This is a genomic window from Okeania sp. SIO2F4, from assembly GCF_010672385.1.
In the GTDB taxonomy this organism is placed as follows: domain Bacteria; phylum Cyanobacteriota; class Cyanobacteriia; order Cyanobacteriales; family Microcoleaceae; genus Trichodesmium.
This window is the reverse complement of record NZ_JAAHGT010001271.1, coordinates 1-2,015: the sequence shown is the minus strand read 5'-3', so window position 1 is coordinate 2,015 and position 2,015 is coordinate 1. Positions and strand designations below refer to the sequence as shown.

The window sequence follows — 2,015 nt, the reverse complement described above, 5'->3', positions numbered from 1 at the left end:
ATACCAATTCACTTTAAAGATGTCACAAATAGTTTCCAACCCCCTATGTGAAATAATTTCCTGAAATTACTGTGGCATAAAAGTTTCGAGTATATAAAATCTTAATGCATGACTTTTGAATGCATGACTTTTAACTTCCGTGAAACGGTATTACTTCCCCCTCTTCCCCCTCTCCCCCCACCTCCCCATCTCCCGACCCCCATTCCAGAGGGTTTCAGGAGTTCCTTATAAGAAATAGCTTTCAAAGGGGGGTTAGGTTTTTTTTAACCACAATTTTAGTCTAGATAAGCTACTACTATTACTGCAATCTCTCTTTTAAATGTTCCCCTACTCGCAAAGCATTAGCAATAATTGTCAAAGCCGGAGTTACAGCAGAACTAGATGGGAAAAAACTGCTATCTACAACATATAAATTATCTACATCGTGGGTACGACAGTTAATATCCAAAACCGATGTTTTCGGGTCTTCCCCAAATCGACAGGTACCACACTGGTTTGCCACAACTTCGATGGGAACTTCCCCACGGGGATAAATGTTACCTCGCTTCGAAACTGCATTTCCTACTGCTTTGTCTACCGACTTCAATACATCCATCCAACGATAAACTAGGCGATCGTGTGCTTCCAAGTTGTTGGGAGTGTAATGGAAAAACAGCTTATCCCCTTTGACTTCCACGCGGTTATTGGGGTCTGGCAATATCTCGGAATGTATCCACCAACCAATAGAACGCAATGCTAACTGTTTCAAACCAAATCCAGGCATTGCTTTTGCTAACACAGATAATATAGGTGGAGATTCGGCAAAAGTAATATCTTGCAGCAGACCCCCTGTATTTTCAATGTGACCCATGGGATAGGAATAATTTTCGTCTCCCCAATAGAAGTCATTTACACAAACGCTTCTAAGAAAGTTGCCAGAGTTAGGTTTCGGACTTGGTTGCACTACGGCAGTCATTTGATGTTTCATCAGGTTGCGACCAACTTGTCCGGAACTGTTTGCTAAACCATCGGGATGTTTTTCGTTAGCAGAACGTAATAGTAATGCTGCTGAGTTGACCGCTCCACAAGCAAGTACGACAATATCCCCAAAAAATAGAAATGATTGTTTGCCAATTTCTACTTCTACTGCTTTTACAGTATTACCAGAGGAGTTGGTGAGTAAACAGACTACTTTTGCATTAGCTTTAATAGTAATGTTGGGAGAGTCGAGCAGTGGTGCAATACCAAATACTTCCGAGTCTCCAGTAGGGTCTTCCTCTTCGCGGGTGAGAGTTAATGGTAAAGTTTCTGGATGTAGACCTTGTTCGGCGATCGCTTCGACAACTTTTTGAATTTCTGGGTCGTGGTCAACTGCGGGATAAGGATATTCTGCACTGTGGGGAGGTTCGGTAGGGTCGTTGCTCGTTTGACCGTGAACTTTATAAAGTTGTTCTGCTTCGGTGTAATAAGGTTCAAAGTCTTTGTATTTGAGACACCATTCTGGAGAAATTCCTTCTTGATGTTCCACTGCTTCAAAGTCTTTTTCCCGCATCCGAATTAGGGCAGCTCCATAGATTTTGGTATTGCCACCAACGGCATAATTTGTCTGTGGAGAAAATGGTTCGCCTGCATTATCGTACCAATTTTCAGGGGCGCGATAAAGTTCTTTTTTAAAGATATCAACGTTAGCCCTATTTTGAATTTCCAGAGGCATAAAATCACCTCTTTCTAAGATGAGGATTTTTTTGCCAGTTGCAGCAAGTTTATAAGCTAAAGTACCTCCACCTGCTCCTGTACCGACAATAATTACATCATAATGTTGGTCATCAATAATCATTTTTTTCTTCCTTTAAGAATTTTTTTTGAGAACTATTGAAGAAGGAGTTATATCATGTCCGGTTGAATAGTTATCATTATGAATAAATAGAATAAATATCTAAAACATGAGATTGCTTCCTTCCACGGAGTGACCGTCGCAATGACTTTTAAGAGATTGCTTCCTTCCACGGAGTGACCGTCGCAATGACTTTATAAGA

General features: G+C 40.9%; 1 protein-coding gene. It reads right to left on the bottom strand.

The window, feature by feature from the left end; translation table 11 throughout:
• Nucleotides 1-298: 298 nt before the first annotated feature.
• A complete protein-coding gene (locus F6K22_RS39580) occupies nt 299-1,816 on the bottom strand; it encodes a GMC oxidoreductase (protein WP_293110509.1) in 1,518 nt (505 codons plus the stop codon).
• Nucleotides 1,817-2,015: the final 199 nt, after the last annotated feature.

Coding starts and splice junctions, on each gene's coding strand:
- F6K22_RS39580 (WP_293110509.1), bottom strand. CDS start 1,816: ATGATTATTGATGACCAACATTATGATGTAATTATTGTCGGTACAGGA.